The organism is Caballeronia fortuita (genome assembly GCF_001544835.2).
Taxonomy (GTDB): Bacteria; Pseudomonadota; Gammaproteobacteria; order Burkholderiales; family Burkholderiaceae; genus Caballeronia; species Caballeronia fortuita.
On sequence record NZ_FCNX02000010.1, the window covers coordinates 158049 to 181717 of the forward strand.

Here is a 23669-nt window from a genome sequence, read left to right on the forward strand (position 1 = left end):
TCTATTGCAGACCCTCGGAAACTGACCTAATCTTGGTCCTGAGCACGGCGCACTGACAGGTCGGCTCGCGGAAACATCACACCAAACAACAAACCTGGATAGGTGGAGACAATGACCATTTGCAACGGTCGGGCCGCGCTGCGCGCGCTGGTGGCTGCTACTGCGTTGTGCAGCGCGGCGTTGATGGCGGCGAGTCCCGCTCAGGCGGCGCCCGACGCGAAGTTCGTGCTGATCAGCCACGCGCCGGACTCGGATTCCTGGTGGAACGTCATCAAGAATGCGATCAAGCAGGCGGATGAAGACTTCAACGTGCAGACGGACTACCGCAATCCGCCGAACGGCGATATCGCGGACATGTCGCGCCTGATCGAGCAGGCGGCCGCGCGCAATTACGACGGCGTCATCACCACCATCGCGGATTTCGACGTGCTCAAAAGCGCGATCAACAAGGTCACCGCGAAGAAGATTCCGCTCGTCACCATCAACTCCGGCACCGAGGAGCAAAGCGCGCAACTGGGCGCGATCATGCACGTCGGCCAGCCGGAATACGTCGCGGGCAACGAGGCCGGCAAGAAGGCCAAGGCAGCGGGCGTGAAGTCGTTCCTGTGCGTGAACCACATCGCGACCAACACGGTGTCGTTCGATCGCTGCAAGGGTTTCGCCGATGCGCTCGGCATCGACTACAAGGCATCGACGATCGACTCGGGACAGGACCCGACGGAGATTCAATCGAAGGTATCGGCGTATCTGCGCAACCATCCCGACACGCAGGCGATCCTCACGCTCGGACCGACGCCCGCCTCCGCGACGCTCAAGGCCGTCACGCAAATGGGCCTGCAAAACAAGCTCTATTTCGTGACTTTCGATTTCTCCGACGACATCGCGAAAGCGATCAAGGACGGCACGATCAAGTTCGCGATCGATCAGCAGCCGTATCTGCAGGGCTATATCCCGGTGGCCGTGCTCGCCGTCGTGAAGAAAGAGCACACGACCGATCCGGCGAAGATCCGCCAGATTCTCGAGGCGAATCCGAAGTTCAAGGCGCGCCTCGAAACCTACGGACTGCAGCCGTCGTACGGACCGAAGAACATCCGCTCGGGTCCGGGCTTCATCACCAAAGACAATCTCGACAAGGTCGTGAAGTACGCCGGTCAATATCGCTGATCCCGGCCTGACTTCTTTCGGGCGGACCTGACGCCGCCCGCTTTCATCAACGTTCATCGCGTCTCGTTGCGTCCGTCCGCGGACGCGGCGGGCACGCGCGCATCGGTATCGCATCGGAATCGAGTCTCAAGGAGCCATCATGGGTGTAGCCGGAAAGCACTATCCTCCTCACGCGAATCCTCAGCAGGACGGCGCTGAAACAGCGGACACGGCCAGGCCGTCGGACGAGCGCGTGCGCCAGACATCGTGGTTCGGTCACTTGCTGAACCGCCCGGAGTTCGCAGCCATTTCCGGCACCGTGCTCGTGTTCATCGTGTTCGGCTTCGGCGCGGGATCGTCGGGCATGTTCAACCTCGACGGCGTGATGAACTGGTCGCAGGTCGCCGCCTATCTCGGCCTGCTCGCGGTCGGCGCATGCCTTTTGATGATCGCGGGCGAGTTCGATCTTTCCATCGGCTCGATGATCGGTTTCGCGGGCATGATGGTCGCGCTGCCCGCCGTGTACTTCCATTGGCCGCTCTCGCTGTCGATTCTCTTCGCGTTCGTGATGTCGATGCTGCTCGGCGCGCTCAACGGCTATCTCGTGATGCGCACGCGCCTGCCGTCGTTCATCGTCACGCTCGCGTTCCTGTTCATCCTGCGCGGCCTCACGCTCGCGCTCTCGATCATGTTCGCGGACCGCACCATCATCTCGGGCGTAGGTGATCTCGCGCAGGCCGATCCCATCGCCGACACGCTCTTTCATGGCGTCGCGTTCCACGGCCTCTTCACCTGGCTCGCGCACATGGGCATCGGCAAGCTGCTCGACAGCGGCCAGCCGCTCGTGCCGGGCATTCCGAAGGTCATCATCTGGTGGTTCGCGCTCGCGGCAGTCGGCGCGTTCGTGCTCGCGAAAACGCGCTACGGCAACTGGATTCTCGCAGTCGGCGGCGATGCGAACGCAGCGAAGAACGTGGGCGTGCCCGTCAAGCGCGTGAAGATATCGCTCTTCGTGCTGACCGCCTTCTGCTCGTGCCTCTTCGCCGTGCTGCAAGTGTGCGATATCGGCTCGGCGGCGGCGGATCGCGGCCTGCAGAAAGAGTTCGAAGCGATCATCGCGGCGGTCATCGGCGGTACGTTGCTGACGGGCGGTTACGGCTCGGTGGTCGGTGCGTGTTTCGGCGCGCTGATCTTCGGCGTCGTGCAGATCGGCATCACCTATACGAACGTGAGTTCGGACTGGTTCCGCGTGTTTCTCGGCGTGATGCTGCTCATCGCCGTGCTCTTCAATCACTACGTGCGCCGCCGCGTTTCGCAGGCTCAATGAGAGGAGAAACGATCATGCAAGACGAGAACATCCTCGCACTCGAGAACGTCAGCAAGTTCTTCGGCAAGGTGATCGCGCTGAACGGCGTCACGTTGCGGCTCAAGCGCGGCGAAGTGCACTGTCTGCTCGGCGATAACGGCGCCGGCAAATCGACGCTCATCAAGACGCTCGCCGGCGTGCATCAGCCTTCTTCCGGCGACTATCTCGTCGACGGCGCGCCCGTGCACTTCGATTCGCCGAAGGAGGCGCTCGATCTCGGCATCGCGACCGTGTACCAGGATCTCGCGCTCGTGCCTTTGCTTTCGGTGGCGCGCAACTTCTTCATGGGCCGAGAGCCGCAGAAGAAGCGCTTCGGCATCAGCGTGATGGACCTCGATCTCGCCGCTGAGACGTCGCGTGCCAAGCTCGCGGAGATGGGCATCAACGTGCGCGATCCGCATCAGCCGATCGGCACGATGTCCGGCGGCGAGAAGCAATGTCTCGCGATCGCGCGCGCGATCCACTTCGGCGCACGCGTATTGATTCTCGACGAACCGACCGCCGCGCTCGGCGTGAAGCAGAGCTTCAACGTGCTCAAGCTCATCCATAAAGCGCGCGAGAAAGGCATCTCGGTGATCTTCATTACGCACAACGTGCATCACGCCTATCCGATCGGCGATTCGTTCACGCTGCTCAATCGCGGCCGCTCGATGGGCACGTACACGAAGGACACCATCAGCAAGAACGAAGTGCTCGACATGATGGCGGGCGGCGCCGAAATGCAGCAGATGATGACCGAACTCGAAGGCGCGACGATCTGAGGACATTGAATCCATGCCAACACAAAACACCTCTCGCTTCGCGCCGGACCGCACGCGCGATATCGTGTGCCTCGGGCGTCTCGCCGTCGATCTGTATGCGCAGAACGTCGGCGCGCGTCTCGAAGACGTATCGACGTTCGCGAAGTATCTCGGCGGTTCGTCGGCGAACATCGCGTTCGGCTGCGCGCGGCTCGGGCTCAACTCATCGATGCTCGCGCGCGTCGGCAACGATCACATGGGGCGCTTTCTCGCCGAGACGCTCGAACGCGAAGGCTGCGACGTGAGTCATGTGCGCATCGATCGCGAGCGGCTCACCGCGCTCGTGCTGCTCGGCCTCGAAGACCGCGACACGTTCCCGCTCGTGTTCTATCGCGAGAACTGCGCGGACATGGCCGTCGACGAGAACGATTTCGATGAAGCGTATATCGCGTCGTCGAAGGCGCTGCTCATTACCGGCACCCACTTCTCGACGGAACAGGTCAACCGCACGAGCCGACGCGCACTGGACTACGCGCGGCGCAACGACGTGCGCACGATACTCGACATCGACTATCGGCCGGTCTTGTGGGGTCTCACGGGCAAGGCGGATGGCGAGACGCGCTTCATCGCGAACGAAGGCGTAACCGCACATTTGCAGCGCATTCTGCCGCTGATCGATCTCGTCATCGGCACGGAAGAAGAGTTTCGCATCGCGGGCGGCAAGGACCGTCTGATCGATGCGCTCGCGATGGTCCGCAAGGTCACGAGCGCGACGCTGGTCGTGAAGCGCGGGCCGCTCGGCTGCTCGATCATCGAAGGCGCGGTGCCCTCTTCCATCGACGATGCGCCGGTTCATGGCGGCGTCGAAGTGGAAGTGCTCAACGTGCTCGGCGCGGGCGATGCGTTCGCCTCAGGCTTCCTCTCGGGATGGCTGCGCGACGAGCCGCTCGAAGCGTGCGCGCGCACGGCCAATGCATGCGGCGCGCTCGTCGTGTCGCGTCACGGCTGCGCGCCCGCGATGCCCACGCCCGCCGAACTCGATTACTTTCTCGATGCGGCCAGGCAAGACCCGGCGCGCATGCGCCGCCCGGATCGCGATCCGAAGCTCGCGCGTCTGCATCGCGTGAGTCCGAGGCGCAAGCAATGGAACGAAGTGCTCGGATTCGCGTTCGATCATCGCAATCAGTTCTTCGATCTCGCGCAGCAAACGGGCGCGAGCGAAGCGCGCATCTCGACGCTGAAGAACCTGTTCGTCGAAGCCGTCGCGCAGACGGAGAAGGAGCACATGCTCGAAGGACGCATCGGCGTATTGATCGACGATCGATATGGACAGGATGCGTTGAACGCGGCGACGGGACGCGGCTGGTGGATCGGCCGCCCGGTCGAGTTGCCCGGTTCGATGCCGCTCGAATTCGATCATGGGCGCTCGATCGGCACGACGCTTATTCAATGGCCGCGCGAGCAGGTTGCGAAGTGTCTCGTGCAGTATCACCCCGATCATCCGCATGACGTGCGCCTCGAACAGGAAGCGCAGTTGCGCGCGCTCTACGATGCCGTGCAGGAAAGCGGCAACGAACTGCTGCTCGAAGTGATCGTGCCGAAGAACGGGCCGCCGGTCGAAGACGACACCGTGTATCGCGCGTTGAAGCGTCTTTATAACCTCGGCATCTATCCGGAGTGGTGGAAGCTCGAACCGATGAGCGCGACGCAATGGCAAGCTGTCGATGCGCTCATCGCCGAGCGCGATCCGTATTGCAGAGGCGTCGTGCTGCTCGGTTTGTCGGCGGGCGTCGACCAGTTGCGCGATGGCTTCAGGGCGGCGGCATCGTCGAAGAGTTGCAAGGGCTTCACGGTCGGGCGCACGATCTTTCATGAGCCGAGTCATGCGTGGCTCGCGGGCGAGATCGACGATAGCGAACTAATCGCGCGCGTGCGCCGCACGTTCGAAGCGCTGATCGATGCATGGCGCGACGCGCGTGCATCGCACGACACATCTCACGCACAAGAGGAGCAGGCCGCATGAACCAGCGTGCAATGCAATCGGATACCGCTGTGAGCTCGACCATTCGAATGACCGCCGCGCAGGCGCTCGTGCGCTATCTCGCGGCGCTTCGCACCGAACATGGCGAGCCGCTTTTCGGCGGCGTCTTCGCGATCTTCGGGCATGGCAATGTCGCGGGCATGGGCGAGGCGTTGTATCGGCATCGCGATGAATTGCCGACGTATCGCGCGCACAACGAGCAGGCGATGGCGCACAGTGCGATTGCGTATGCGAAGGCGCATATGCGGCGTCGCATGATGGCGGTGACGACATCGATCGGTCCGGGCGCGACCAATCTCGTGACGGCCGCCGCGCTCGCGCATGTCAACCGCTTGCCGGTCCTGTTGCTGCCGGGCGATATCTTCGTGTCGCGCGCGCCCGATCCGGTGCTGCAGCAAGTCGAGGACAGCCACGACGGCGGCGTATCCGCAAACGATGCGTTGAAGGCGGTGTCGCGATATTTCGATCGCATCGTGCATCCGGCGCAGTTGTTGAGCGCCTTGCCACGCGCGATCCGCGTGCTCACCGATGCGGCGCAATGCGGCCCGGTCACGCTCGCGTTGCCGCAGGACGTGCAGGCGATGGCGTATGACTATCCTGCTTCGTTTTTCGAGCCGGGCGTCGTTGAGTTTCATGCGCCCGCGCCGGTGCCGCGTGAGATCGAGCGTGCCGCAGCGATGCTGCGCGAGGCGCGCGAGCCGTTGATCGTGTCGGGTGGCGGTGTGCTGTACGGACTCGCGACCGATGCCTTGCGCGCCTTTGCGCACAGGCACGGCGTGCCGGTCGCGGAGACGCAGGCGGGCAAAGGCGCGCTTGCGTGGGACGATGCGTTGAACGTCGGCGGCATTGGCGTGACGGGTGCAACGGCTGCGAACGAACTCGCGAACGCGAGCGATTGCGTGCTTGCGCTCGGCACGCGTCTGCAGGACTTCACGACCGGATCGAACACGCTCTTTGCGCAGGCGCGGCTCGTCGCGATCAACGCGAATCCGTTCGATGCGCTCAAGCAGAACGCGCTCGCCGTGCAGGCCGATGCGTGCGCGGCGCTCGATGCGTTATCGGCTGCGCTCGGCGACTGGCGTGCATCGCCGCAATGGACGACGCGTGCGCATCGGCTTGCGAACGAATGGCGCGAGACGGTTGCGCATGTGACGGATACGCCTGTCGCGGATGGCGCGTTGCCGCGCGAGGCCGATGTGATCGGCGCGGTGCAGCGTTCTGACGATGCTTCCGCTGCGAACGATATCGTCGTGTGCGCCGCGGGCACGCTGCCCGCCGATTTGCAGAAGCTCTGGCGTACGGCCGGGCCGGGCGGCTATCACGTCGAATATGGCTATTCGTGCATGGGCTATGAGATCGCGGGCGGCGTCGGCGTGAAGATTGCGCGGCCCGAGCGCGAGGTGATCGTGATCGTCGGCGATGGCAGCTATCTGATGATGAACAGCGAGCTTGCTACGTCGGTGATGCTTGGCGCGAAGATCATCGTCGTGTTGCTCGACAATCGCGGGTTCGGGTGCATCAATCGCTTGCAGCAGGCTTGTGGCGGCGCGCCGTTCAACAATCTCATCGATGATTGCAAGCAGGGCGCGCTTGGGGCGCCGGAGATCGATTTCGCGATGCATGCGCGATCGCTTGGCGCTTTGTCGGAGCATGTTGCCAATATCGACGAGCTTGTCGTTGCGATGAAGCGCGCAAGGGCGGCGGATCGAAGTTATCTCATCTCTATCGATACCGATCCTGCGCGGCCTACTCTCGAAGGAGGGTGGTGGTGGGAAGTTGCTGTGCCCGAAGTATCCGATCGCGCGGCTGTGGTTGTGGCTCGGGAGGCCTATGAGCAGGCTCTCAAGGCTCGTCGTGTTTGATTGCGCCTACGCCGCTATGGAATCCTGCTTTGTTAGTGGTCTATTGGCTCTGCCCCGCACAGGGGCAGTGCTAATAGACCAACATGAAAACGGGATCCGGCGAAAGCCAAAACAAGGAAACCAAACAACATGCCACAAAAAATCCGCATAGGCATAAATCCATTGTCGTGGATGAACGACGACCTGCCATCCCTTGGCGGTGAAACGCCTTTAGCAACCGCACTGACGGAAGGAAAACAAATCGGCTATGAAGGCTTCGAGCTAGGCAACAAGTTCCCCCGCGAACCGCAAGCGCTAAAAACCTTGCTCGCGCAGTACGACCTGGCGCTAGTCTCCGGCTGGTATTCCGGCAAACTCGCAGAACGCAGCGCGGAAGAAGAGATCGAAGCTGTCGCCCCACACCTCGAACTGCTCGCAAAAAACGGCGCAGCCGTCATGGTCTACGGCGAAGTCGCGAACTCGATCCAGGGCGCGCCGAAGCCGCTCTGTCAACGTCCGCGCTTCTTCTCCGATGCGCAATGGAGCGCCTACGCCGAGCGCCTGAACCGCTTCGCCGAATACACGCTCTCGCGCGGCGTGCGCGTCGCCTATCATCATCACATGGGCGCGTATGTCGAAACGCCCGCGGATGTCGATCGCCTGATGGCGCTCACCAACGATGCCGTCGGCCTGCTGTTCGACGCGGGACACATCACGTTCGCCGGCGGCGATGCGCTCACCGTGCTGCAAAAGCACATCGAACGTGTGTGCCACGTGCATTGCAAGGACGTGCGCCCCGACATCGTGAAGCTCGCGCGCAATCGCAACTGGAGCTTTCTCGATGCGGTCATCAACGGCGCGTTTTCCGTGCCGGGCGACGGCTGCGTCGACTATCCGGGCATCATCGCGTGTCTTGCGAAACATGATTACGAAGGCTGGCTCGTCGTCGAAGCCGAGCAGGATCCAGTGATCGCGCCGAGTTATGCCTATGCCGACAAGGGCTATCGCACGCTGCGTGCGCTCGTCGACGCAACATTCAAGGAGGCGGCATGAGCCTGCTAGTGAAAGCATCGCGCGAAGGACAAACCATCGCGCGCGTTACGCCCGATTCCGCGGGCTGGAAGCACGTCGGCTTCGCGGCGTATCGCCTGAATGCGGGCGATGTCGTGCATGTCTACGACGCGGATCGCGAAAGCTGCATCGTCGTGCTCACGGGCACCGTGAGCGTCGAAGCGGGCGACGAGCATTATCAGTCGATCGGCTCGCGCGACAGCGTGTTCGAAGACGCCGCGCCCTACGCGGTCTACGTGCCGCCTAAGCTCGCCGCGATCGTGCGTGCGGAACGCGATGCGGAGATCGGCGTCGCGAGCGCGCCCGCCAAAGGCGAGTTTCCGCCGCGACTCATCGAGCCATCGCAGATGAAGCGCTCGACGCGCGGCAAGAACGCGAATACGCGCTACGTGTGCGACATTCTTCCGCAAACGGAGTGCGCGGAGTCGCTGCTCGTCGTCGAGGTGCGCACGCCGGGCGGCCATGCGTCGAGCTATCCGCCGCACAAGCACGATAAGGACAACGTGCCCGTCGAGAGTTCGCTCGAAGAGACTTATTATCATCGGCTGAATCCGTCGCAAGGCTTCGCGTTTCAGCGCGTCTATACCGATGAACGCGATCTCGATGAAACGATGGCCGTCGAGGATCACGATGTCGTCATGGTGCCGCGCGGGTATCATCCGGTCGTCGTGCCGTATGGCTACGACAACTATTATTTGAACGTGATGGCGGGAGACAAGCGCACGTGGCACTTCAAGAACGATCCGAAGCACGAGTGGATCGTGGAGAGGGATAGCAAGGCTTCGACTTAACCGACCGAAAGCCATTCGCGCATGACCGCCTCGTTTCGGACAAGCGAGGCGATCGCCCCATCGAACCGGATCACCCCCTGCCCCATCACCGCGACGCGCGCATCGAGCGCGCGCGCGATCGTCAATCGCTCTTCGATCAGCAGCATCGCCACGCCGCGTTCGCGCAGCATCGCGAGACACGCGGCCACTTGCGCGAGCACCTGCGGCGCGAGTCCTTCGCCCGGTTCGTCGATAACGACGAGCGATGGATCGCCCGTCAACGTGCGCGCGAGTGCGAGCATCTGCTGCTCGCCGCCCGACAACGCGCCCGCCTTTACCGACGAACGCTCCTCGAGCACCGGAAACAACCGGTACGCATCGCGCAACGTGAAACGCGTGCCCTTCCGTTCACCGAGCAGCAGGTTCTCGCGCACCGTGAGCGCGGGGAACGCGTCACGCGTTTCGGGCACGTAACCGATGCCCAGCCGCGCGATGCGATGCGCCCGCAATCCGACAAGCTGAACATCGCGATAACGCATGTCGCCCGCGCAGCGCACGAGTCCCATGATGGCCTTAGCGAGCGTCGATCGTCCCGAGCCATTGCGGCCGACGAGCGCCACCGCCTCACCATCGTCGATACGCAAATGCACGCCATGCAGCACTTGCGCCGCGCCATACCACGCGCACAGGTTGTCGATATGCAGTTGCGCGCTCATGACAGGACCCCGCCGAGATACGCCTGCTGCACATCGTGATTCGCGCGAATCGCGGCGGGCGTATCGCTCGCGATCACACGCCCGCGCACGAGCACCGAAATGCGATCGGCGAGACCGAACACCGCGTCCATGTCGTGCTCGATGACGAGCAGCGTGCGCCCTTGCGTCGTCGCGCGAATGAGTTCGAGCGCGCGCGTCGCCTCGGCGCGGCTCATGCCGGCCGTGGGCTCGTCGAGCAGAATGAGCGGCGCATCGGTGGCGAGCGCGATACCGAGATCGAGCGCGCGCTGCTCTGCGTAAGTCAGACGCGCCGCGCATTCGCCGGCGCGTGCGGCCAGGCCGATGGCATCGAGCATCGCGTGCGCGCGCGCATCGATTCGACGCGAAGGCAGCCATCGATCGACAAAGCGCGACGATGCCGCGCGGAGCGCCGCGCACCGCAAGTTGTCGAGCACGGACAAACCGCCGAACACGCTCGTCGTCTGAAAGCTGCGCGCGAGCGAGCGCGACACGCGTTGTGGCGGCTTGCCTGTAATGTCGATTCCGTTCGCGACGATGCGTCCGCCATCGGGCCGCGCGCGTCCCGAGATGAGATCGAAAAGCGTCGACTTACCCGCGCCGTTCGGTCCGATGAGCGCGTGCCGTTCGCCTTGCGCGACGTGCAGATCGACACCCCGCAACACGCGCGTCGCACCGAAGCGTTTGACGATGCCATTCAGTTCGAGCGCGTTCATCGCGTGGTCCTCGTGCGTCGTGCAAGCAATACGCCCAGCAATGCGCACGGCACGGCGATGAACCACGCACGCGCATCGTGACGTCCCGCGTAGAGCGATTCGACCGTCACGACGACCGCGACGCCCCACGCTATCGCGCTCGATATGCCTGCGCGCACGGACCGCGCATCGCGCCGGAAAAATCCCGCGACGCCCTCCGGCGACACGACGACGATCCACATGAAGAAGAGGCCGAGATACATCGGCCACGCGGCGGTGAGGCTCGCGAGCCCGACGCTGAAAAACGTGAGAAGCACCGCGCCGATCACCGGTCCGAAGAACGTGCCCGCGCCGCCGATCACGGTCGCGACGAGCACGCTCGTCGAACGCGCAAGACCAACGCTCTCCGACGACACTAGCTCGACGTTGATCAAGGCCATCACGCCCGCGATGCCCGCAAAGAATGCCGATACGACGAGCATGCGCAAACGCACGCGCGCCGGCGCGAAGCCGATCGCGGCCGCGCGCGCGGGATTGTCGCGCACTGCGTTGGCCAAGCGGCACATCGGCGTGCGCGAGAACGCAAACATCGCAAGCGCCGATGCCGCGCACCAGCACGCGATCAGCACATACGCCTCGCGCAGCGGCCCGAACGTCCACGCAAATAACGCGGGCCCGCTCGCGCGATCGATCGTCACGCCGCCCTCGCCGCCGAACCAGCCCGGCACGAGCCACACGCACGCGGCGACGAGTTCGCTCAAGCCGAGCGTGATCATCGCGAATGCGGTGCCCGCGCGCTGCGTCGTGATCGCGCCGAAGATAATGGCGACAAACATTGCCGCGCATCCGCCGACCATCGGCAACAAGGGCAGCGGCACGCCGAAGCGGTTGAACGCGTGCGCGGCGGCGAACGCGCCGAGGCCGGCATACACCGCGTGGCCGAACGAGAGCAGCCCCGTTTGGCCGAGCAGCAAGTTGTACGAGAGCGCGAAGACGATGAGCGTCGCGGTCTGCGCGCAATACGCGAGCAGCCACGATTGATCCGCGATGAAAAGCGGCAGCGCAAGCGCAACGAATAGCGCGATGAAGAGCTTATGCATCTCGCGTGCGCTCGCCGAAAAGCCCGCGCGGGCGCGCGGCCAGCATCGCGACGAGCAGCAGATAAGGCAGCACGGGCGCGAGTTGCGCGACGGTCAGCGTGGCCCACGCCGGCGGCAAGCTCACGCCGAGCGACGTCGCGATGCCGCCCGCCGTCGCGCTCGCGCCGATCGCGAACGTCTGCACGCAGCCGATCAAAAGCGACGCGACGAGCGCACCAGATAGCGATCCGAGCCCGCCGGTCACGACGACGACGAACACGATCGGGCCCATCGCATCGGCCATGCCAGGCTCGATGACGGCAAGCGGCGCGCCGATCACCCCGCCGAGCGCGGCAATCGCCGTGCCGAGCCCGAAGACCATCGTGAAGACGCGCGGCACATCGTGGCCGAGCGTTTCGACGGTCGCGGGATGCGTGAGCGCCGCGCGCACCACGAGCCCGGTCTTCGACACGCGCAACGCGAGCCAGAGCGCGCCGAGCATGACGAGCGCGACCGCCATCATGAACCCGCGATAGCGTGCGAACGATGCGCCATCGAACGTGAAAAGCGCGCCGTCGAGCACGCGCGGAATGGCGGAGGGCAGCGGCCCGAGTCCCCAGACGAGCTTCACGCCCTCGCCGATCACGATGGCCGCGCCGAACGTCAGCAGCATTTCCGCGAGTGCGCCGCGCGCATGCACGCGTCGCAACAGCAGCCGTTCGAACGCAGCACCCGCGATGCCGACGACGACCGGCGCGACGATCAACGCGAACCAGAATCCGCCATACGCGGCGAGCGCCTGACCGACATACGCGCCGAGCATGTAGAAGCTCGCGTGCGCGAAGTTGAGCACGCCGAGCATCGAAAAGATCAGCGTGAGTCCCGCCGATAACATGAAGAGCAGCAAGCCCACGCTCACGCCGTTGAGCAGACTCGCGGCGAACCACTGAAGCAAGACGACCTCAGCGGGTGATGAGCGGCTTCAACGCAGAGACGAGCGGCGCGGGCAACGACACCGGCCTGCGCGTCACGCGATCCACGTAGACATGCACGAAATGCCCTTGCGCCGCGGCTTCGTCGGCGCCTTGCGTGAAGATCGCGACTTCGTAGCGCACGCTGGTATTGCCGAGCTTCTCGACGCGCAGACCCGCCTCTATCGGCTCGGGAAAGACAACCGGCGCGAAGAAGTTGCAGCGCGTCTCGACAACGAGGCCGATGGTCGCGCCCTCGCTGAAGTCGAGCACGCCCGCGCGCAGCAGGTACTCGTTCACCACCGTATCGAAATAGCTGTAGTAGACGACGTTGTTGATGTGCCCGTAGACGTCGTTATCGGACCAGCGCGTGCTGATCGGCAGGAAATGCGCGTATTGCGCGCGCGTGGATCGGACCGGCTTGCTCATCGCTCAGAGGGACTCCGTCAGCATGCGTCGATAATCGTCGGCGCTCGCCTCGCGCGGATTCGTCTTGTGGCAATGATCCGCCAGCGCGCCCTTCACCACCTTGTCGAACATGCTTTCGTCGACGCCCATCTGCGACAGGCGCGTCGGCAAGCCGAGACGCGCGGTCAAGTCGTACACGGCCTGCGCGATATCGGCGTTATCGCCGAGATTCATCACGCGGCGCATGCGCGCGAAACGCCGCTCCGCGACGACCGACGGCGCGCTTTCGTTGAAGCGCAGCACGGCGGGCAGCACGACCGCGTTCAGCGTCCCGTGATGCAGCGACGTGCGCCCGTTCACCGCGAGCCCGCCGAGCGGATGCGACAGCGAATGCACGCAGCCCAAACCCTTCTGAAACGCCATCGCGCCCTGCATCGATGCGGACATCATGTTGAGACGCGCGTCGCGGTCCTGGCCGTCGTGCGTCGCGCGTTCGATGTTGGCCCACGCGCGTTCGAGTCCATCGAGCGCGATGCCGTCGGCGGGCGGATTGAACGCGGGCGCGAGAAACGTTTCGATGCAGTGCGCGATCGCGTCCATTCCGGTCGCGGCAGTGAGCGCGGGCGGCAGGCCGAGCGTGAGCGACGGATCGCAGATCGCCGACTTCGGCAGCAGATGCCACGAATGGAAGCCGAGCTTGCGCCCGTCGTTCAGGATGATGATCGCGCCGCGCGCGACTTCGCTGCCCGTGCCCGATGTCGTCGGCACCGCGATCAAGGGCGCTGCGCGCTCGGTGATCTTGCCGCTGCCGCCTTCGATCGTCGCGTAGTTGGTGAGCGACTCGTCGTGCGTCGCTGCGATCGCCACGCCTTTCGCCAGATCGATCGACGAGCCGCCGCCGACCGCGATCAGCCCGTCGCAGCCATCGCGCCTGTACTGCCCGGCGGCCTGCACGACCATCGCTTCGGTCGGATTCGACGGCGTGTCGTCGAAGACCGGCAGCGCGCCGAGCTTCGCGCTGTCGATCACGCGATCGGCGAGCCCTGCCGCCCTGACGCCTTTATCGGTGATGACGAGCGGACGCTTCATGCCGATGCGCGCGCATTCGCTTTGCAGCGACTGTAGCGCGTCGTAGCCGAGATGAATGTGGGTCAGGTAAAAGATGAAGGCCATGGTGTCGGCATCGATGGAAGAGGTGCGGCCCATGTTGGAGCCGCGCGCCGCCGGTGTCAATCCGGATTAGGTCGACGCGCAGAGCGCGCGCACTTCGTCCGTGAAACGCTCGACGGTCTCCTGCTGCGTGTCCCACGCGCACATCAGGCGACATCCACCGGAACCGATGAACTGATAGAAGCGCCAGCCCTTCGCACGCAGCGCCGCCGCGACGCGCGCCGGCAATTTGGCGAACACCGCGTTCGCTTCGGGCTTGAACAGCAAGGACACGCCCGGAATGCCGGTGAGGCGCTCGGCCATCAGCGATGCCATCGCGTTCGCATGACGCGCGTTGCGCAGCCACACGCCGTCATCGAGCAGACCGAGCCACGGCGCGGAGATGAAGCGCATCTTCGAGGCGAGCTGACCGGCCTGCTTCAGGCGATACGCGAAATCGGCGGCGAGGGCTTTATCGAAGAACACGACCGCTTCACCCACCGGCAAGCCGTTTTTGGTGCCGCCGAAGCACAGCACGTCGACGCCCGCGCGCCATGTGATCTCCGACGGATGCACGTTGAGCGTCGCGACCGCGTTGGCGAAGCGCGCGCCGTCCATATGAATCTTCAGATGCCGGCGCTTGGCGATGGCCGCGATCGCGCGAATCTCCTCGACGGTGTATACGGTGCCGACTTCGGTTGCCTGCGTGAGCGCGACGACCTTCGGCTTCGGGTAGTGGATATCCGCGCGTTTGGTGACGAGTTCCTCGATGGCATCGGGCGTGAGCTTGCCGTTCTCGCCTTTCGCGGTGAGCAGCTTCGAGCCGCCGGAGAAAAATTCGGGGCCGCCGCATTCATCGGTTTCGATGTGCGCGAGTTCGTGGCAGATCACCGAGTGATACGACTGACAGAGCGATGCGAGCGCGAGCGAATTCGCGGCGGTGCCGTTAAAGACGAAGAAAACTTCGCAATCGGTCTGGAAGAGATCGCGGATGCGGTCGCAGACTTGCGTCGTCCAGGAGTCGTCGCCGTACGCGGGCTCGTGGCCGCTCGTGTTGGCTTGAATGAGCGCCTGCAGCGCTTCGGGGCAGATGCCCGCGTAGTTGTCGGAGGCGAAGTGTTGAATCGGGTCCGTGGGCGCTGTCATGTGGTCGCTGGATGGCCGGGTTGAACGCGGCGCGCGGATGCGAAACGATCGTTCAGCATCCGCGCGCCGGCAATCCGGGCATTTTAGCGGTACATCGTCTTTGCTGACCGCGTGCGCGGTTACTTGCTGTCGGGCGCGCTCGCTGCGTTGGCCTGCTGTGCCTTCTTTTCCTTCTTGCTGGCTTCGTGATGGCCGATGGCGCAGCCGCCGACCGCACCCGCCGTGCCGTGCTTGCCCGCGACGTGGCCCGCGACACCGCCCACCGCCGCGCCTTCAATGCAGCCCTTGGCCTGTGCTGCGCCAGTTGCTGCAAGCATCGCCGACGTGAGAACGATCAAGGTGATTTTGCGACTCATGGTTGTATCTCCCTTTTTTAGTTGAACGTGTGGGGGAGATGCACGGGGTGTGCCTGACAGGTTGTAATTTTTTTGTCGGCGGAATTTGGTCTTGTTCTTCGTTGATTTCTCTCGCATACCTAGCGGTGTTTTTATGTTTTTTCGCCGGATCCCATTTTGTTATCGGTTTATTAGCGTTGCCCCTGTGCGGGGCGGCAGTCACTTTCTTTGCTGCTGCAAAGAAAGTAACCAAAGAAAGCAGCTTTTCAAGCCCGCGGTCACACGCACGTTGGGTAGTTCTCTCGTCCTCGGTGGCACTCGCCTTAGTGTCGCTCTCATAGGCCCAACCGGGCTTGGATCGCGCACGGTCTGACTAACCATTACTCTTTGGACGCTGGCTCAGCACGAAATAGCTTCGGCACAGCGCTACGCGCTGCCGTCGGGTATGCAAGGGAAAACAACGGTGCGCCTGCGCCCTGCGCCTGTACCTGCTCTTGCTCTCGCGCCGGCGCTTGCACACCCGATTAACCCATCGGCCGCGTAGCGGGCCGGAGCTGTATCGCGCTGAACCAGCGAGCCACGCCGCGCGATGTGTCAGACCGTGCGCGAGCCAAGCACGATTTGGATTGTGAGGGCACTCTTTAGGCGAGTGCCACCGTGGACGAGAGAACTACCCAACGTGCGTGTGACCGCGGGCCTGAAAAGCTGCTTTCTTTGGTTACTTTCTTTGCAGCAGCAAAGAAAGTGACTGCCGCCCCGCACAGGGGCAGCGCTAATAAACCAACAACAAAACGGGATCCGGCGCAAACAAATCGCCAGCGATACTACAGTTGCCCCTGCACCCATCCCGTCACGCCCGCCAGCGCCGCAGGCAACTTTCCAGGCTCAGTACCACCAGCCTGCGCCATGTCAGCCCGACCACCACCCTTCCCACCAACCTGCTGCGCGACAAAGTTGACAAGCTCACCCGCCTTGACCTTCTTCGACGCATCGGGCGTCACACCCGCGATGAGACTCACCTTCCCGCCATCCACCGAAGCCAGCACGATCGCCGCGCTCTTCAGCTTGTCCTTCAGCTTGTCGACGGTTTCACGCAGCGTCTTCACATCCGCGCCTTCGAGTTGCGCGGCAAGCACCTGCACGCCGGAAACATCGACAGCCTGCGCGACGAGTTCATCGCCCTGGCTCGCCGCCAGCTTCGACTTCAGCGCGCCCAGTTCCCGCTCCAGCGACTTCACGTGCTCCTGAACCTGCGCGATACGCTGCGTCAGCTCCGAAGGCTGCGCCTTCAGCACACCCGCCGCAGCATTGATGCGTTGATCCAACTCCTGCACGTAGCGCACGGCGTTGTCGCCGGTGATCGCCTCGACACGGCGAATGCCCGCCGCGACGCCGCCTTCCATCACGATCTTGAAGAATCCGATATCGCCCGTGCGCTGCACATGCGTGCCGCCGCACAGCTCGCGAGAGAAGCCGAGATCGAGTACGCGCACCGTGTCGCCGTACTTCTCGCCGAAGAGCGCCATCGCGCCGCCCTTCACCGCGTCGTCGTAGGACATCACGCGCACGACGCCCGGCGCATTCGCAATGATCTCGCTGTTCACGATCTGCTCGACGCGACGGATTTCGTCGTCGGTCATCGGTGCGTTGTGCGCGAAGTCGAAGCGCGTTTTATCGGCGTCGACGAGCGAACCCTTCTGCTGCACGTGGCCACCGAGCACTTCGCGCAACGCCTTGTGCATCAGGTGTGTAGCCGAATGGTTGCGGGCCGTGCGCGCGCGGCGGATAGCGTCGATTTCCGCCTTCACGACGTCGCCGACCTTCAGCGTGCCCTGCTCGACCGTGCCGTGATGACCGACGACATCGGCCTGCACTTTAAGCGTATCCGCGACCGCGAAGCGCACGTTCGCATTCGCGAGCACGCCCTGATCGCCGACCTGGCCGCCCGATTCCGCGTAGAACGGCGTGTGATCGAGCACGACCACCGCCTGCTGGCCGTCCTTCGCTTCCTTCACCGACGCGCCTTCGACGTACAGCGCGAGAATCTTCGCGTCGTCGAAAATTTCCTTCTCGTAGCCGTGAAACGTGGACTTCGCGCCCGAATACTCGAGGCCCGCCGCGAGCTTGAACTTGCCCGCCGCGCGCGCCTGGTCGCGCTGGCGCGCCATCGCGTCGTCGAACGCGGGTTCGTCGACGGTCACGCCGCGCTCGCGGCACACGTCCGCCGTCAGATCGAGCGGGAAGCCGTACGTGTCGTGCAGCTTGAACGCGAGTTCGCCGTCCAGTTGCTTCACGCCCTTCTTGTCCAGATCGGCCAGTTCGCCTTCGAGAATCGACATGCCGTGCTCGATCGTTTCGAAGAAGCGTTCCTCTTCCTGACGCAGCACGTCGGTTACACGCTGCTGCGCATCGGCCAGTTCGGGATACGCCGCGCCCATTTCCGCGACGAGATCCGCCACGAGCTTGTTGAAGAACGCGCCCTTCTTGCCGAGCTTGTAGCCGTGACGGATCGCGCGGCGCACGATACGGCGCAGCACATAGCCGCGGCCTTCGTTGCCGGGAATCACGCCATCGACGATCAGGAACGAGCACGCGCGGATGTGGTCCGCGATCACCTTCAGCGAGTTGTTTTCCAGATCCGGCGTATTCGTCTCACGCGCGGCCGCCTTGATGAGGTTCTGGAACAGATCGATTTCATAGTTGCTGTGCACATGCTGCAGCACGGCGGCGAGGCGTTCGAGGCCCATGCCCGTATCGACGCACTGCTTGGGCAGCGGCGTCATGTTGCCCTGCGCGTCGCGGTTGAACTGCATGAACACGAGATTCCAGATCTCGATGAAGCGGTCGCCGTCTTCTTCGGGAGACCCCGGCGGGCCGCCCCAGATTTCCGGGCCGTGGTCGTAGAACACTTCCGAGCACGGGCCGCACGGGCCAGTGTCGGCCATCTGCCAGAAATTATCCGATGCGTAACGCGCGCCCTTGTTGTCGCCGATGCGGATGATGCGCTCGACCGGCACGCCGATTTCCTTCGCCCAGATGTCGAAGGCTTCGTCGTCTTCCTTGTAGACGGTGACCGTGAGCTTTTCCGCCGGAAGCTGATAGACCTTGGTCAGCAGTTCCCAGCAATAGTGGATCGCGTCGCGCTTGAAGTAATCGCCGAACGAGAAGTTGCCAAGCATCTCGAAGAACGTGTGATGGCGCGCGGTGTAGCCGACGTTCTCCAGATCGTTGTGCTTGCCGCCCGCGCGCACGCTGCGCTGCGCGGTGGTCGCGCGCGAATACGGACGCGATTCGCTGCCCAGGAACACGTCCTTGAACTGGACCATGCCCGAGTTGGTGAAAAGCAGCGTCGGGTCGTTGCCGGGCACGAGGCTCGACGAACGCACGATAGTGTGGCCCTTCGATTCGAAAAACTTCAGGAATTTCTCGCGTATTTCGGCGGCTTTCATGGCGTACGGGGCGTGTCTTCGGTTCTTTGATGGCGCCCGCGGGCGGCTCTTCAAGGCTGTTCGAGAGCGCTGCCGGCGGAACAAGGGTGATTGTCGATTATACGGGATTCGCCGCACGCGGCCGGCCGACGCTCGCCCGCTATCGCGCGCGCGGCGGTTCTGTGCGACAGTCGCAATCCTGCAGACACAACGTAAGCGAGACACATCGAATGGGAGCGTTGAGCCATATCCGCGTGCTGGACCTCACCCGCGTGCTGGCGGGGCCGTGGTGCGCGCAGACCTTAGCCGACTTCGGCGCGGACGTCATCAAGATCGAGCGGCCCGAAACCGGCGACGACACGCGCCACTGGGGCCCGCCCTATCTCAGGACGCCCGAAGGCGAGGACACGCACGAGGCCGCGTACTATCTCGCGGCAAACCGCAACAAGCGTTCGGTGACGGTCGATATCGCCACGCCGGAAGGCCAGCAGATCGTGCGCGAGCTGGCCGCGCAAAGCGATGTCGTCCTCGAAAACTACAAGGCCGGGCAACTGAAGAAGTACGGGCTCGACTACGAATCGCTGAAGGCGGTGAAGCCGGACATCGTCTATTGCTCGGTGACGGGTTTCGGTCAGACGGGGCCGTATGCGTCGCGCGCGGGCTACGATTTCATTGTGCAGGGAATCGGCGGATTCATGAGCATCACCGGCGAGCGCGACGGCCAGCCGGGCGGCGGCCCGCAAAAGGCGGGCGTGGCGATCGCCGATCTGATGACCGGCATGTACGCGACCATCGGCGTGCTCACCGCGCTCGCGCACCGCGACCGCACGGGCGAAGGGCAATACATCGACATGGCGCTGCTCGACGTGCAAGTCGCGATGCTCGCCAACATGAACACCAACTTCCTCGCGAGCGGCAAGCCGCCGGTGCGCTGGGGCAACGCGCATCCGAACATCGTGCCCTATCAGACCTTCCAGACGAGCGACGGCTGGATCATCGTCGCGGTCGGCAACGACGGGCAGTTCCGCAAGTTCGTCGAAGTCGGCGGGCGCCCGGAACTGGCCGACGACGCGCGTTTCGCCGCGAATCCGTCGCGCGTGCGCAACCGCGACATCCTCGTGCCGATTCTCGCGGACATGGTGCGCCTGAAAGGCAAGCACGAATGGATCGCCGAACTCGAAGCGGCGGGCGTGCCGTGCGGCCCGATCAACGATCTCGGCGAAGTGTTCGAGGACCCGCAAGTGCTCGCGCGCCAGATGCAGATCGATCTGCCGCATCCGACGGCGGGCACGGTGAAACTCGTCGCGAGTCCGATCAAGATGAGCGCGACGCCGCCCGAGGCGCGCACGCATCCGCCGTTACTGGGCGAGCACACGTCGAGCGTGCTCGCCGACGTGCTCGGCTACGACGACGCAAAAATCGCGCGATTGCGGGAGAGCAAGGCGATCTGAGCGCTCATCGACGAAAAAATCAGCGAACGCCCGCGCCGATCAGCCCGCCCGCGGCCGCGCCCGCGACGGTGCCGATCGGCCCGCCCGTGACGAGATAGCCGAGCGCCCCTCCGGCCGCCGCGCCGACCCCGGCGTGCGCCTGCTGGCGCGAGACGTTGGCGCATGCCGCAAGGCTCGACACGAGCACGGCGGCGGCGGTGAACTTGAGCGTCGTGATGGCGATCTTCTTCATGATGGGCGTCCTTGTTTTGTCGTTGTGATGTGTTTTTTGCGCACCCGCGCCGCGTGGACGGGCGCATTCGATGCAGTCGAGCCGATCTTACGAGGCCGCGCGAGCGCCTTTCAACGCGATTTACGTCCCGTTACGGCGGTTACGCGGAGCGGGTTTCGCCGTAATCGTCGTAATGGAACTCGTGAAAGGGTCCGGACGCCGCCGCGGCCTGCCCCGGACGGTTGCGTAAGGTAGAATCGACCCAATATTCAAGGCCTTCGTACGCGTTTCGTGTTTCAACGAGCGCTTCCCGAACCGATCACGCGCGCGAGCGCATCCGCTGCCACTTTCTCCGCATGAACACCGATCGCAACGACGCTCCGGCGCCATCCAATTTCATCCGCAACATCATCGAAGACGACAACCGCTCGGGCAAATGGTCGCAGCGGGTCGAAACGCGCTTTCCGCCGGAGCCGAACGGCTATCTGCACATCGGCCATGCGAAGAGCATCTGCGTGAACTTCGGCCTCGCCGCGGACTACGGCGGCGTGTGCCACCTGCGCTTCGACGACACGAACCCCGAGAAGGAAAGCGTCGAGTACGTCGATTCGATCATCGACGCGGTGAAATGGCTCGGCTTCGACTGGAACAAGGACGGCGCGGAGCACAAGTACTTCGCGAGCGACTATTACGACAAGCTGTACGACTACGCCGAAATGCTGATCGAGAAAGGCCAGGCATACGTCGACAGTCAAACCGCCGACGAGATGCGCGCGACGCGCGGATCGGCCACCGAAGCGGGCATCAATTCGCCGTATCGCGACCGCACGCCGGACGAAAACCTCGACCTCTTCCGCCGCATGAAGGCGGGCGAGTTCAAGGAAGGCGAGCACGTGCTGCGCGCGAAGATCGACATGGCGTCGCCGAACTTCAACATGCGCGATCCGGTGATCTACCGGATCCGCTTCGCGCATCACTACCGCACCGGCGACACCTGGTGCATCTATCCGATGTACGACTACGCGCATTGCGTGTCGGACGCGATCGAGAACATCACGCACTCGCTGTGCACGCTGGAGTTCGAGGATCATCGGCCGCTCTACGACTGGTTCCTCGCGCAGCTCGCGAACGACGGCGTGTTCGAACGTCCGCTGCCGCAGCAGATCGAATTCTCGCGGCTGAATCTCACGTACGCGATCACGAGCAAGCGCAAGCTGCTGCAACTCGTGCAGGAAAATCACGTCGACGGCTGGGACGATCCGCGCATGCCGACCATCGTCGGTGTGCGCCGTCGCGGCTTCACGCCGGAGAGCATCCGTCTGATGGTCGAGCGCGTCGGCGTGACCAAGGTCGATTCGTGGATCGACATGAGCATTCTCGAAGGCGCATTGCGCGACGATCTCGACGAGAAAGCGCCGCGCGCGATCGCCGTGCTCGATCCGCTCAAGCTCATCATCGACAACTATCCGGAAGGTGAGAGCGAAGCGTGCAGCGCGCCGGTGCATCCGCATCATCCGGATCGCGGCGTGCGCGCGTTTCCGTTTTCGCGCGAGTTGTGGATCGAGCGCGAGGACTTCCAGGAAACGCCGCCGAAGGGCTACTTCCGCCTCTTCCCCGGTAACAAGGTGCGTCTGAAGTACGGCTTCATCGTGGAATGCACCGGCGCGGACAAGGACGAGAACGGCAACGTGATCGCCGTGCATTGCAACTACTTCCCGGACAGCAAGTCGGGCACCGAAGGCGCGAACAACTACAAGGTGAAGGGCACGATCCACTGGGTCAGCGCGGCGAGCGCCTATGCGGCCGAAGTGCGTCTGTACGACCGTCTCTTCAAGGAGCCGCAGCCCGGCGCGGGCGGCGCGGAATTCCTCGATGCGCTCAATCCGGATTCGAAGCGCATCGTGAACGCGTATCTCGAACCGAGCGCGCGCGACGCAAACGCCGAAGACCGCTTCCAGTTCGAGCGGCATGGCTATTTCGTCGCGGATCGCGTGGATTCGCAGCCGGGCAAGCCCGTGTTCAACCGCATCGTCAGCCTGCGCGACAGCTGGGGCAAGCCGGCCTGATAGCGACGCGACAAGGGCGCCGCGCGGCGCCCTTGCCCGTGTCTTCACCGCCTCACCGCCTTTCGCCGCCTTCGAGGACATCATGAAGCCGAAGCACGCCATCGCCGCGCTGGCCCTGCTCACGACCGCCGGCGCGCACGCCGCCACCGCAGCCGCCGAACTCGTCAAGGCGCAGACTGCCGTCGATCAGATGCCGCCTTCGGCCACGCTGCGCAAGATCGCGGAGAACGGCGCGATCGTGCTCGGCACGCGCGAATCGTCGGTGCCGTTCTCGTACACCGTGAAGCAGCAGCCCGTCGGCTATTCGTACGACATCGCGCTCAAGGTCGTCGGCGAGATCAAGAAGCGCCTCAACATGCCGAATCTCGCGGTCAAGAACGTGATGGTCACGTCGGCGAACCGCATCTCCTATGTCGTGAACAATCAGGTCGATCTGGAATGCGGCTCGACGGCGCACGTGGCCGAGCGCGATCCGCTCGTCGCGTTCTCGAACAGCTTCTTCCAGTACGGCATCCGCATGGCCGTGAAGAAGAATTCGGGCATTCGCGATTACGACGATCTCGCCAACAAGACCGTGTCGACGACGGCGGGCACGTCCGACGAGCGCATGCTGCGGCAGATGAGCATCGACAGGAAGCTGAATCTGCGCATCATCAGCGCGCGAGATCACGCGGAGGCGTTCGCCGCGCTGAAGTCAAATCGCGCGGTCGCGTTCGTGATGGACGATCCGCTTCTCTACGGCAAGATCGCGCAGGAAGGCGCGGCGCGCAACGACTACGTGGTGACGGGCGCGCCGCTCGCAAACGAAGCGTACGGCTGCATGATGCGAAAGGGCGACCCGGTGTTCAAGCAGATCGTCGACGACGTCATCGCCAACATGCAGCGCTCCGGCGAAGCCACGAAGCTCTACGAGACGTGGTTCATGCGCCCGATTCCGCCGGACGGCATGAATCTGCAATTCCCGATGTCGGCGGAAATGAAGGCGCTCTTCGCCAATCCCAACGACCGTACCATCGACTGATCG

General features: G+C 63.8%; 20 protein-coding genes. 10 read left to right on the forward strand and 10 right to left on the reverse strand.

All coding sequences use genetic code 11. From position 1 onward, the window contains the following. Positions 1-111: 111 nt before the first annotated feature. The 7 genes from AWB77_RS20140 (at position 112) to iolB (ending at position 8993) form a co-directional block, all read left to right on the forward strand. A complete protein-coding gene (locus tag AWB77_RS20140) occupies positions 112-1164 on the forward strand; it encodes a sugar ABC transporter substrate-binding protein (protein ID WP_061136216.1) in 1053 nt (350 codons plus the stop codon). 139 nt (positions 1165-1303) lie between these two features. Continuing rightward, positions 1304-2470: an ABC transporter permease gene (locus tag AWB77_RS20145; protein WP_061136217.1), complete on the forward strand. Its 1167-nt coding sequence runs from the start codon at positions 1304-1306 to the stop codon at positions 2468-2470. 14 nt (positions 2471-2484) lie between these two features. Continuing rightward, positions 2485-3270, forward strand: coding sequence for an ATP-binding cassette domain-containing protein (locus AWB77_RS20150; protein WP_061136218.1), 786 nt, complete (start codon positions 2485-2487; stop codon positions 3268-3270). A gap of 13 nt (positions 3271-3283) precedes the next feature. Further along, positions 3284-5272 carry a bifunctional 5-dehydro-2-deoxygluconokinase/5-dehydro-2-deoxyphosphogluconate aldolase gene (locus AWB77_RS20155; RefSeq protein WP_061136219.1) on the forward strand — a complete coding sequence of 663 codons (1989 nt, stop codon included), beginning with the start codon at positions 3284-3286 and terminating at the stop codon, positions 5270-5272. Then, on the forward strand, positions 5269-7152 hold the full coding sequence (gene iolD, locus AWB77_RS20160; RefSeq protein WP_061136220.1) for a 3D-(3,5/4)-trihydroxycyclohexane-1,2-dione acylhydrolase (decyclizing): 1884 nt from the start codon (positions 5269-5271) through the stop codon (positions 7150-7152). Before AWB77_RS20155 ends, iolD begins: the two co-directional genes overlap by 4 nt. Before the next feature lie 129 nt (positions 7153-7281). Continuing rightward, positions 7282-8184, forward strand: coding sequence for a myo-inosose-2 dehydratase (gene iolE, locus AWB77_RS20165; RefSeq protein WP_061136221.1), 903 nt, complete (start codon positions 7282-7284; stop codon positions 8182-8184). Beyond that, positions 8181-8993: a 5-deoxy-glucuronate isomerase gene (gene iolB / locus AWB77_RS20170; protein WP_061136222.1), complete on the forward strand. Its 813-nt coding sequence runs from the start codon at positions 8181-8183 to the stop codon at positions 8991-8993. The genes iolE and iolB overlap by 4 nt, the downstream gene beginning before the upstream one ends. Here iolB and AWB77_RS20175 read toward each other — a convergent pair. The 9 genes from AWB77_RS20175 to alaS form a co-directional block, all read right to left on the reverse strand. After that, positions 8990-9688 (reverse strand): ABC transporter ATP-binding protein, encoded by a 699-nt coding sequence (locus AWB77_RS20175; protein ID WP_061136223.1) that lies wholly within the window; start codon positions 9686-9688, stop codon positions 8990-8992. The two genes, iolB and AWB77_RS20175, sit on opposite strands and share 4 nt — an antisense overlap. Further along, positions 9685-10422: an ABC transporter ATP-binding protein gene (locus AWB77_RS20180; RefSeq protein WP_061136224.1), complete on the reverse strand. Its 738-nt coding sequence runs from the start codon at positions 10420-10422 to the stop codon at positions 9685-9687. Before AWB77_RS20180 ends, AWB77_RS20175 begins: the two co-directional genes overlap by 4 nt. Then, positions 10419-11501, reverse strand: coding sequence for a branched-chain amino acid ABC transporter permease (locus AWB77_RS20185; protein ID WP_061136225.1), 1083 nt, complete (start codon positions 11499-11501; stop codon positions 10419-10421). The genes AWB77_RS20180 and AWB77_RS20185 overlap by 4 nt, the downstream gene beginning before the upstream one ends. Further along, positions 11494-12375: a branched-chain amino acid ABC transporter permease gene (locus tag AWB77_RS20190; protein WP_061136364.1), complete on the reverse strand. Its 882-nt coding sequence runs from the start codon at positions 12373-12375 to the stop codon at positions 11494-11496. The genes AWB77_RS20185 and AWB77_RS20190 overlap by 8 nt, the downstream gene beginning before the upstream one ends. A gap of 67 nt (positions 12376-12442) precedes the next feature. Next, positions 12443-12880, reverse strand: coding sequence for an acyl-CoA thioesterase (locus tag AWB77_RS20195; RefSeq protein ID WP_061136226.1), 438 nt, complete (start codon positions 12878-12880; stop codon positions 12443-12445). Between the two features lie 3 nt (positions 12881-12883). Then, the gene (gene gbd, locus AWB77_RS20200) at positions 12884-14032 is read right to left on the reverse strand and encodes a 4-hydroxybutyrate dehydrogenase (RefSeq protein WP_061136227.1); all 1149 of its coding nucleotides are present in this window, start codon (positions 14030-14032) and stop codon (positions 12884-12886) included. Positions 14033-14098: 66 nt separating this feature from the next. Continuing rightward, positions 14099-15133: a threonine aldolase family protein gene (locus tag AWB77_RS20205; protein ID WP_061136365.1), complete on the reverse strand. Its 1035-nt coding sequence runs from the start codon at positions 15131-15133 to the stop codon at positions 14099-14101. Between the two features lie 140 nt (positions 15134-15273). Further along, positions 15274-15510 (reverse strand): hypothetical protein, encoded by a 237-nt coding sequence (locus AWB77_RS20210; protein ID WP_061136228.1) that lies wholly within the window; start codon positions 15508-15510, stop codon positions 15274-15276. An 803-nt stretch (positions 15511-16313) separates the two neighbouring features. Next, positions 16314-18938 (reverse strand): alanine--tRNA ligase, encoded by a 2625-nt coding sequence (gene alaS / locus AWB77_RS20215; RefSeq protein WP_061136229.1) that lies wholly within the window; start codon positions 18936-18938, stop codon positions 16314-16316. A gap of 209 nt (positions 18939-19147) precedes the next feature. Between alaS and AWB77_RS20220 the strand changes: the two genes are divergently transcribed. Further along, complete coding sequence (locus AWB77_RS20220) at positions 19148-20368, forward strand: CaiB/BaiF CoA transferase family protein (RefSeq protein ID WP_061136230.1); 1221 nt, start codon at positions 19148-19150, stop codon at positions 20366-20368. Between the two features lie 19 nt (positions 20369-20387). On the opposite strand, the gene AWB77_RS20225 is transcribed toward AWB77_RS20220, so the two are convergent. After that, complete coding sequence (locus AWB77_RS20225) at positions 20388-20600, reverse strand: hypothetical protein (RefSeq protein ID WP_061136231.1); 213 nt, start codon at positions 20598-20600, stop codon at positions 20388-20390. A 335-nt stretch (positions 20601-20935) separates the two neighbouring features. Between AWB77_RS20225 and AWB77_RS20230 the strand changes: the two genes are divergently transcribed. Together AWB77_RS20230 and AWB77_RS20235 are read left to right on the forward strand one after the other, a co-directional pair. Next, positions 20936-22645, forward strand: coding sequence for a glutamine--tRNA ligase/YqeY domain fusion protein (locus AWB77_RS20230; RefSeq protein ID WP_061136232.1), 1710 nt, complete (start codon positions 20936-20938; stop codon positions 22643-22645). Positions 22646-22727: 82 nt separating this feature from the next. Further along, positions 22728-23666 carry a transporter substrate-binding domain-containing protein gene (locus AWB77_RS20235; protein WP_061136233.1) on the forward strand — a complete coding sequence of 313 codons (939 nt, stop codon included), beginning with the start codon at positions 22728-22730 and terminating at the stop codon, positions 23664-23666. The last annotated feature ends 3 nt before the right edge of the window (positions 23667-23669 follow it).

Excerpts from the sequence above, each read along its gene's own strand:
- AWB77_RS20235 (WP_061136233.1), top strand. The coding sequence starts at position 22,728 with ATGAAGCCGAAGCACGCCATCGCCGCGCTGGCCCTGCTCACGACCGCC.
- AWB77_RS20230 (WP_061136232.1), top strand. The coding sequence starts at position 20,936 with ATGAACACCGATCGCAACGACGCTCCGGCGCCATCCAATTTCATCCGC.
- AWB77_RS20180 (WP_061136224.1), bottom strand. The coding sequence starts at position 10,422 with ATGAACGCGCTCGAACTGAATGGCATCGTCAAACGCTTCGGTGCGACG.
- AWB77_RS20195 (WP_061136226.1), bottom strand. The coding sequence starts at position 12,880 with ATGAGCAAGCCGGTCCGATCCACGCGCGCGCAATACGCGCATTTCCTG.
- AWB77_RS20185 (WP_061136225.1), bottom strand. The coding sequence starts at position 11,501 with ATGCATAAGCTCTTCATCGCGCTATTCGTTGCGCTTGCGCTGCCGCTT.
- iolE (WP_061136221.1), top strand. The coding sequence starts at position 7,282 with ATGCCACAAAAAATCCGCATAGGCATAAATCCATTGTCGTGGATGAAC.
- AWB77_RS20190 (WP_061136364.1), bottom strand. The coding sequence starts at position 12,375 with ATGTTATCGGCGGGACTCACGCTGATCTTTTCGATGCTCGGCGTGCTC.
- AWB77_RS20210 (WP_061136228.1), bottom strand. The coding sequence starts at position 15,510 with ATGAGTCGCAAAATCACCTTGATCGTTCTCACGTCGGCGATGCTTGCA.
- gbd (WP_061136227.1), bottom strand. The coding sequence starts at position 14,032 with ATGGCCTTCATCTTTTACCTGACCCACATTCATCTCGGCTACGACGCG.
- AWB77_RS20175 (WP_061136223.1), bottom strand. The coding sequence starts at position 9,688 with ATGAGCGCGCAACTGCATATCGACAACCTGTGCGCGTGGTATGGCGCG.
- alaS (WP_061136229.1), bottom strand. The coding sequence starts at position 18,938 with ATGAAAGCCGCCGAAATACGCGAGAAATTCCTGAAGTTTTTCGAATCG.
- AWB77_RS20150 (WP_061136218.1), top strand. The coding sequence starts at position 2,485 with ATGCAAGACGAGAACATCCTCGCACTCGAGAACGTCAGCAAGTTCTTC.
- AWB77_RS20155 (WP_061136219.1), top strand. The coding sequence starts at position 3,284 with ATGCCAACACAAAACACCTCTCGCTTCGCGCCGGACCGCACGCGCGAT.
- AWB77_RS20225 (WP_061136231.1), bottom strand. The coding sequence starts at position 20,600 with ATGAAGAAGATCGCCATCACGACGCTCAAGTTCACCGCCGCCGCCGTG.
- AWB77_RS20220 (WP_061136230.1), top strand. The coding sequence starts at position 19,148 with ATGGGAGCGTTGAGCCATATCCGCGTGCTGGACCTCACCCGCGTGCTG.
- AWB77_RS20145 (WP_061136217.1), top strand. The coding sequence starts at position 1,304 with ATGGGTGTAGCCGGAAAGCACTATCCTCCTCACGCGAATCCTCAGCAG.
- iolB (WP_061136222.1), top strand. The coding sequence starts at position 8,181 with ATGAGCCTGCTAGTGAAAGCATCGCGCGAAGGACAAACCATCGCGCGC.
- iolD (WP_061136220.1), top strand. The coding sequence starts at position 5,269 with ATGAACCAGCGTGCAATGCAATCGGATACCGCTGTGAGCTCGACCATT.
- AWB77_RS20140 (WP_061136216.1), top strand. The coding sequence starts at position 112 with ATGACCATTTGCAACGGTCGGGCCGCGCTGCGCGCGCTGGTGGCTGCT.